At 72.1% G+C, this 6,770-nt stretch carries 7 protein-coding genes; 5 read left to right on the top strand and 2 right to left on the bottom strand.

The window, feature by feature from the left end; genetic code table 11:
• The first annotated feature begins 34 nt into the window (after positions 1-34).
• The 3 genes from ASF38_RS02335 (at position 35) to ASF38_RS16985 (ending at position 1,422) form a co-directional block, all read left to right on the top strand.
• Positions 35-826: a TetR/AcrR family transcriptional regulator gene (locus ASF38_RS02335; protein ID WP_056573376.1), complete on the top strand. Its 792-nt coding sequence runs from the start codon at positions 35-37 to the stop codon at positions 824-826.
• A 138-nt stretch (positions 827-964) separates the two neighbouring features.
• The gene (locus ASF38_RS16990; protein ID WP_082480266.1) at positions 965-1,138 is read left to right on the top strand and encodes a CsbD family protein; all 174 of its coding nucleotides are present in this window, start codon (positions 965-967) and stop codon (positions 1,136-1,138) included.
• Between the two features lie 113 nt (positions 1,139-1,251).
• Positions 1,252-1,422, top strand: coding sequence for a CsbD family protein (locus ASF38_RS16985; RefSeq protein ID WP_082480264.1), 171 nt, complete (start codon positions 1,252-1,254; stop codon positions 1,420-1,422).
• Between the two features lie 86 nt (positions 1,423-1,508).
• Here ASF38_RS16985 and nhaA read toward each other — a convergent pair whose 3' ends face one another.
• Positions 1,509-3,338 carry a Na+/H+ antiporter NhaA gene (gene nhaA, locus ASF38_RS02330; protein WP_235493046.1) on the bottom strand — a complete coding sequence of 610 codons (1,830 nt, stop codon included), beginning with the start codon at positions 3,336-3,338 and terminating at the stop codon, positions 1,509-1,511.
• Positions 3,339-3,498: 160 nt separating this feature from the next.
• On the opposite strand from nhaA, the gene lysS reads away from it, so the two are divergent.
• A complete protein-coding gene (gene lysS, locus ASF38_RS02325; protein WP_056573373.1) occupies positions 3,499-5,004 on the top strand; it encodes a lysine--tRNA ligase in 1,506 nt (501 codons plus the stop codon).
• Positions 5,005-5,074: 70 nt separating this feature from the next.
• Positions 5,075-6,091: a hypothetical protein gene (locus ASF38_RS02320; RefSeq protein ID WP_056573371.1), complete on the top strand. Its 1,017-nt coding sequence runs from the start codon at positions 5,075-5,077 to the stop codon at positions 6,089-6,091.
• A gap of 32 nt (positions 6,092-6,123) precedes the next feature.
• On the opposite strand, the gene ASF38_RS02315 is transcribed toward ASF38_RS02320, so the two are convergent.
• Positions 6,124-6,770, bottom strand: a 647-nt coding sequence (locus tag ASF38_RS02315) for a TauD/TfdA family dioxygenase (RefSeq protein ID WP_235497351.1), incomplete at its 5' end; no start/stop codon positions are given.

Here is a 6,770-nt window from a genome sequence, read left to right as displayed (position 1 = left end):
CGTTGGCCCTGCCTCTCCGTGGCACGATCCCCCCATGGCCTCCACGACCTCCCGACGCGGCACGTTGACGCGCCGCAAGATCGCCGAGGCCGCCCTGCGGCTGATCGACGACGAGGGCATCGGCTCGGCCTCGATGCGGGGGATCGCCAAGCGTCTGGGCGTCGAGGCGATGAGCCTCTACAAGCACGTCGGCACGCGTGACGAGCTGCTCGACGCGGTCGTCGACCTGGTGGTGGCCGAGCTGGACGCCGACCCCGAGGTGCTGCGGGTGGCCGAGAACGGCTGGCGCGACTACCTGGAGCGGCTCGCACGCGGTGTCCGCCGCTACGCGATGGCGCACCCGCACGCCTTCCCGATCGTGGCCACGCGGCCGTCGGAGGCGCCGTGGATCAACCCGCCGCTGCGGTCCCTGACCTGGATCGAGTCGGTGCTCGAGGCGCTGCAGGCGGAGGGCTTCGACGACGACCAGGTGGTGTTCGCCTACCGCTCATTCAACAGCTTCCTGCTGGGCTACCTGCTCATGGAGACGGGGGCGCGGACGCTGCGCGACCCGCAGGACGGCGACGGATCGTTCTCCGCGGGCGCCGAAGCCGCGGAGCCCGTGCCCGGGGGGCTCACCCCCACGCGCGACGACGAGGAGCAGGAGGCGGTGGCGGAGGCCGAGACGCCCCTGGAGATCCTCGACCCGTCCGGCGCGGTGGACGAGGCGACGTACCCGACGATCCACCGGCTGGCTGCCGGTCTGGCGGCCGACCGCTACGCCGAGGAGTTCGACCGCGCCCTGCAGGAGATGCTCGACGGCATCGCCTCGCGTCTCGCCGACTGACCTGCTCGCCGACCGGGTCGCGAGCGCGCCCCCGTTCGTGACCGAGGTCGCACGACACTCGTCTTGTGGGCCGCAGGCTTACGGCGTAAGGTTTACAACGTAAGCCACCCCGTTCCCCCACCCGAGAAGGAGAGTTCCATGAGCTTCATCGACAAGGCCAAGAACACCGCGGAGAAGGTCACCGGCGAGGTCAAGGAGGCCGTCGGCAAGGCGACCGACAACAAGGACCTCGAGGCCGAGGGCAAGAAGGACCAGACCAAGGGCTCGATCAAGAACGTGGGCGAGGACGTCAAGGACGTCTTCAAGAAGTAAACGCGTGTCACTGAGAAGTCACTGAACGTTCATCGGGCAGCGCTCGTTGGAGTTGCAGCGACTTCCAGCCGTCGTACCGTCGAAGTGTCACCCACCGATCCAGGAGGATCATCATGAGCTTCATCGACAAGGCCAAGAACACCGCTGAGAAGGTCGCCGGCGAGGTCAAGGAGAACGTCGGCAAGGCCACCGACAACAAGGACCTCGAGGCCGAGGGCAAGAAGGACCAGGCGTCCGGCTCGGTCAAGAACGCCGGCGAGAACGTCAAGGACGCCTTCAAGTGATCCTTGCTCGCTGAGCATCCGGCGAAGCCCGGTCACCGTCACGACGGCGACCGGGCTTTTCTGTGCCCGCACGTGCGGGCACGGACTCAGCGGCCCCGGCTGGCGTCGAGGGCGGCGATGAGCGTGGGCGCGTCCCACTGGCCGCCGTGCCGGGCGGTGCCGATGAAGAACGTCGGCGTCCCGGACACGTCCATGAGGTCGGCGTCGTCCTCGTCCTCGCGCACACGTCGGCGCACCGGGTCGGAGTCGAGGTCGGCCTCGAAGCGCTCGAGGTCCAGGCCGATCTCGTCGGCGTAGCGGAGCAGATCGAGCCGCTCCAGCTGCGCCTGGTTGGCCCACAGCAGGCGGGCGTAGTCGAAGTGCCGACCCTGCAGGTAGGCCGCCTCGTAGGCGCGCGCCGCCAGCTCGGCGTGCGGGTGGTGCTGGTGCAGCGGCAGGTGGCGCCACACCCACACGAGGTCGCCCTCGAAGTGCTCGATCACCTCGTCGACCATGCCCGTGGCCCGGCTGCAGAACGGGCACTCGAAGTCGCCGTACTCCACGAGCACGAGCGGGGCGTCGGCACGGCCCTTGAAGTGGTCGCGCTCGGGGTCGAACGGCCGCAGGAGCACGGCACCGGGCTGCACGACGGGCCGGCGGGCGTCGAGCGCCTTGAGGACGACCCAGCCCAGCACGAACGCCAGCACGGAGGCGGCGAGGACGCCCACGCGAGCCTCGTCCTGCGCCGCGGGGTCGTCGATGGCGATGCCGACGATCAGCAGCGAGATCGTGAAGCCGATCCCCGAGAGGGCGGCCCCGCCCGCGACGCGGCCGATGGTCAGACCGGGCGCGAGCACACCGAGGCCCACCTTCTGGGCGAGCAGGGTCGCGCCGGTGATGCCGAGGAGCTTTCCGGCGACGAGCCCGGCCACCACGCCCCACGTCAGTGACGACGAGGCCGACCGCTCGAGGGTCGCGGCGTCGAGCACCACGCCGGCGTTCGCGAGCGCGAAGATCGGCAGGATCACGAACGCGACGTAGGGCGCGAACGACTGCTGGAGCCGCTCGTTGATGGAGATGGACTCGCGCAGCTGGCGGCCCGCGGCCGCGGCGTAGGCCGGGTTGGGGGACTGGCGGAATGCACGCGTCAGCTCCACGACGCGCTCCACGTCGTGCCGGCGAGGTGCTGCGACGGGGATGAGCAGCGCGACCGCGACGCCCGCGAGGGTGGCGTGCACCCCCGCCTCGTGCAGACCGAACCAGACCACCACCGACAGCGCCGCGTACAACGGGCCCCGGCCCGACGGCAGCAGTCGCACGAGAGCGATCAGCGCGAGGGCCCCCACCGCGACGAGCAGCGGGGTGACGCGCAGGTCGTCGGTGTAGAAGATCGCGATGGCGCCCAGGGCGCCGATGTCGTCGACGACGGCCAGCGTCAGCAGGAAGACCCGGAGCCGGGAGGGGTGGTGCGGCCGGATGATGGCGAGCGCGCCCACGAGGAACGCCGTGTCGGTGGAGATGACCACGCCCCAGGCGTGCGCCTGGCCGGAGTCGCGAGCGATCAGCAGGAACACGAGCGCGGGGACCAGCAGCCCGGCGAGCGCCGCGGTCGCGGGCACGATGGCGCGGGACCGGTCGGTGAGCTCGCCGATCGTCAGCTCGCGCTTGACCTCCAGCCCGACGGCGAAGAAGAAGAACGCCATGAGCGCGTCGTTGACCAGGTGGTAGAGGTCGAGGCCCATCGACCAGTCGCCCACGGCCACGCGCGCCTCGGTGTGCCAGAACGCGTCGTACCCGCTGCCGAGGTTGGCCCAGGCGATGGCCGCGAGGGTGGCCACCAGCAGCATGCCGGCGCCCAGCTGCTCGGTCTCGGCCCCGGCCACCCCACGACGGAGCCGGGTCAGGCGGGAGTCGGCAGCGGTCTCGGTCTCGCTCACGGGCGACATCCTCGCAGTCGGGTCACGGAGTGCACCAACCATCGGCCTCGCCGTGCTGTTCCCGCTGCCGTCGGTGGCACCCGACCGCGGCGGGTGGGCCGTTGCCCGGACCCGCCCGCCGGGCGAGCCGGGCCGTGCCCGGCCACTAGACTCCCCTTCCGTGAGCGCCGACACCCAGAACCCCGACGACGACCTGCCCGAGCAGCTGCGGATCCGCCGCGAGAAGCGCCAGCAGCTCATCGACGCCGGCCTCGAGCCGTACCCGACGGACCTGGGGCTCACCCACACCCTGGCGCAGGTGCGCGAGGCCTACGACCCCGAGGTGCTCGGCGCCGACCACCACACCGGCGACGTCGTGACGGTGGCCGGGCGGGTCATCTTCCGCCGTGGCACGGGCAAGCTGGTGTTCGTCTCGCTGCGCGAGGGCGACGGCACGAGCCTGCAGGCGATGGTCTCGCTCGACGGCGTGGGGGAGGAGTCGCTCGAGCGGCTCAAGCACCTCGTCGACATCGGCGACCACCTGGCCGTCACGGGCGAGGTCATCACGTCGCGGCGCGGCGAGCTGAGCGTCCAGGCGTCGTCGTGGGCGATCGCCGCCAAGACGCTGCGGCCGCTGCCGAACGAGCACAACCCGCTCTCGGACGAGGCGCGCAGTCGGATGCGCTACGTCGACCTGATCGTCCGCCCCGAGGCCCGCGACACCGTCCGCGTGAAGGCCAAGGTGCTGCAGTCGCTGCGCCGCACCCTCGACGAGCGCGCCTACGTCGAGGTCGAGACGCCGGTGCTCCAGCACACCAACGGTGGAGCGGCCGCCCGCCCCTTCCACACCCACGTCAACGCCTTCGACGAGAGCGCCCTGCTGCGCATCGCCCTCGAGCTGCACCTCAAGCGCTCGCTCGTCGGCGGCATCGACCGCGTGTACGAGATCGGCAAGACGTTCCGCAACGAGGGCGTGGACAACACCCACAACCCCGAGTTCATGATGCTGGAGGCGTACGAGGCGTACGGCTCCTACGACACGATGGCCGACCTCACCCGCGCGCTCGTGGTCGACGCGGCCCGTGCGGTCGGTCGGACGGTCGTCCCCGGTCGGGACGGCAGCGAGATCGACCTCGAGCAGCCCTGGCGGCGGGCCACGATCCACGAGCTGGTGGGCGAGGCCGTCGGCCAGCAGGTCGACGTCGAGACGTCCGAGGAGTCGCTGAAGGCCCTGGCCGCCCGGCACGACGTGGCGCTGCAGGACCACTGGGGCGCCGGAGAGATCGTGCTCGAGCTGTTCGAGAAGCTCGTCGAGCACACGCTGATCCAGCCGACGTTCGTGTGCGACTACCCCGAGGCCGTGCGTCCGCTCGCGAAGAAGCACCGCACCACCCCCGGCCTGGTCGAGGCGTGGGACCTGATCATCAACGGCGTCGAGCTGGCTCCGGCCTACACCGAGCTCAACGACCCCGTCGTCCAGCGCGAGCGGCTCGAGGAGCAGGCGCGCCTCGCCGCGGCCGGTGACCCCGAGGCCATGGACGTCGACGAGGACTTCCTGCGCGCGCTCGAGTTCGGCATGCCCCCGGCCGGTGGGCTCGGGCTGGGCGTCGACCGGCTGGTGATGCTGCTGCAGGGCATCGGCATCCGCGAGGCGATCCTGTTCCCGATCTCGCGTCGCGAGGTCTGAGACCGGACGCACGACCCGCGGGGGCGCGCGGCGGTCGCGTCGGCCGTGCGACGTCGGGCAGGATCGCGGCATGTCCCGTGCGCCGGTCGCCCTCTGGTGGTTACTGCTGCTGGTCGCGGCGGGGGTCGCGATCGTGCCGGTCGGCTCGGTCGAGCACCGTGCCGAGTCGACGGCCGAGGAGCTCGCCCAGGCCCGCGGGTGGGAGGGGACGACCCAGCTGGTCGAGGGCCGTTTCGTGCGCATGAGCCGCGTGCAGGAGGTGCTCCCGCGCTCCTACAGCGCCCGCTCCACCTACGAGGTCGAGGTGAGCGGGGCGTCCTCGCCCGTCGAGGTCGACGTGCCTGCGCGCAGCGACAGCGGTCCGCCGCAGGAGTCCGAGCAGCCCGACCGGCTCGACCTGCGCATCGCGCGCGACGACCGGGGTCGGGCCGAGGCGGTCGAGTGGGGCGAGTCCCTCGCCTCGCTCGACGTCGAGATCGCACGGCGTGCCGACGCTGCCTCTGCCGCTGGTGACCGGGCGACGCTGACGCGGTGGACGGTCGGGCTGGTGCTCGGCGTGCTCCTGCTCGGCTGCGTGCTGGCCACGGTGGTCGCGTCGCGCGAGCCCGGTGGTCTCGGGCGACGCTTCGCCGGCACGCGCGCCGCCGCCGACGCGGACCCGGACCGGCTCGAGCGGGCAGCGCGGTCGCCGGAGCTGCCGATCGGGATGCTCGTGCTCACGCTGTTCGCGCTCGTCGTTCCCCTCGGCTGGCCCGACCGCGGCACGGCCGTGCTCTCCGGATTCGTGGCGCTCGCCGCCGTGGCGCTGCTCGTGCGGGAGCAGGAGGCGGTCGCGCGGGTCACGACGTCGGGCGCCCCCGCGTCGACGGCGCGTCGCCGGGTGGCGCTGGTGTGGCGCGGCTCGGCCGTCGTCGGCGTGCTGCTCGGCCTGCTCCTGCTGTTCCTCGGCTGGTTCTCCAGCGGGCTCGCGCCGGACGCGGCGGAGGGCGGCGAGATGCTGCGCCGGGGTCTGGCCGTGCTCGTCCTGTCCGGGTGCACGGTCGCGGCGGCGTTCCACCACCGGGCGGGCCCCGTCCCGACGCGGTAGGCGGCTGCGTCGGCCGGCGGCTGCGTCGGCCGTCAGGAGGAGTAGGCCGAGGTGTCGCCGACGCGCTGCGTGGAGCGGGTGCCGTCGAGGCTCGCCGGAACGGTGCCCGCGACGGTGATGCGATGCATGACGCGGTGGTGGTCGTCGTAGTCGGCCACCGCGTAGTGCTGGGTGGCGCGGTTGTCCCAGATCGCGACGTCGCCCGGCTCCCAGCTCCATCGCGCGGTGTTCTCGAGGCGGGTGATCTCGCGCTGCAGCATCTCGAGGACCGAGGCCGAGTCGCGCGTGGACAGTCCCACGAGGCGCTTGACGAACTGGCCCAGCAGCAGCGACCGTTCGCCGGTCTCCGGGTGCACGTGCACGACCGGGTGCTCGGCCTCGAACAGCCTCGACCCGAACTCCTCCCGGTACGTCTCCTCGGCGACGTCGATGCCGCCGATGCGCTGCTCGTCGACGTCCGCGGCGTAGTCGTACCGGTTGGTGTGCACGGCCCACAGCCGGTCGGCCATCGCCCGGACCGCGGGGTGCAGCGACGCGTAGGCCGCCGCGGTGTTCGCCCAGACCGTCGTCCCTCCGTACGGCGGGAGCGTCACCGACCGCAGGACGCTGATCGCGGGCACGCGGTCGACGAAGGTCACGTCGGTGTGCCAGGCGTTGGCCTTGCCGTGCGAGGAGTCGA

It is taken from the genome of Aeromicrobium sp. Leaf272 (genome assembly GCF_001422865.1).
Taxonomy (GTDB): Bacteria; Actinomycetota; Actinomycetes; order Propionibacteriales; family Nocardioidaceae; genus Aeromicrobium.
This window is presented reverse-complemented; position numbering and strand designations above follow the sequence as displayed.

What these genes read in the sequence shown, in the direction of transcription:
- ASF38_RS02335 (WP_056573376.1), top strand. Translation starts at nt 35, where the DNA reads ATGGCCTCCACGACCTCCCGACGCGGCACGTTGACGCGCCGCAAGATC.
- ASF38_RS16985 (WP_082480264.1), top strand. Translation starts at nt 1,252, where the DNA reads ATGAGCTTCATCGACAAGGCCAAGAACACCGCTGAGAAGGTCGCCGGC.
- ASF38_RS16990 (WP_082480266.1), top strand. Translation starts at nt 965, where the DNA reads ATGAGCTTCATCGACAAGGCCAAGAACACCGCGGAGAAGGTCACCGGC.
- ASF38_RS02320 (WP_056573371.1), top strand. Translation starts at nt 5,075, where the DNA reads ATGTCCCGTGCGCCGGTCGCCCTCTGGTGGTTACTGCTGCTGGTCGCG.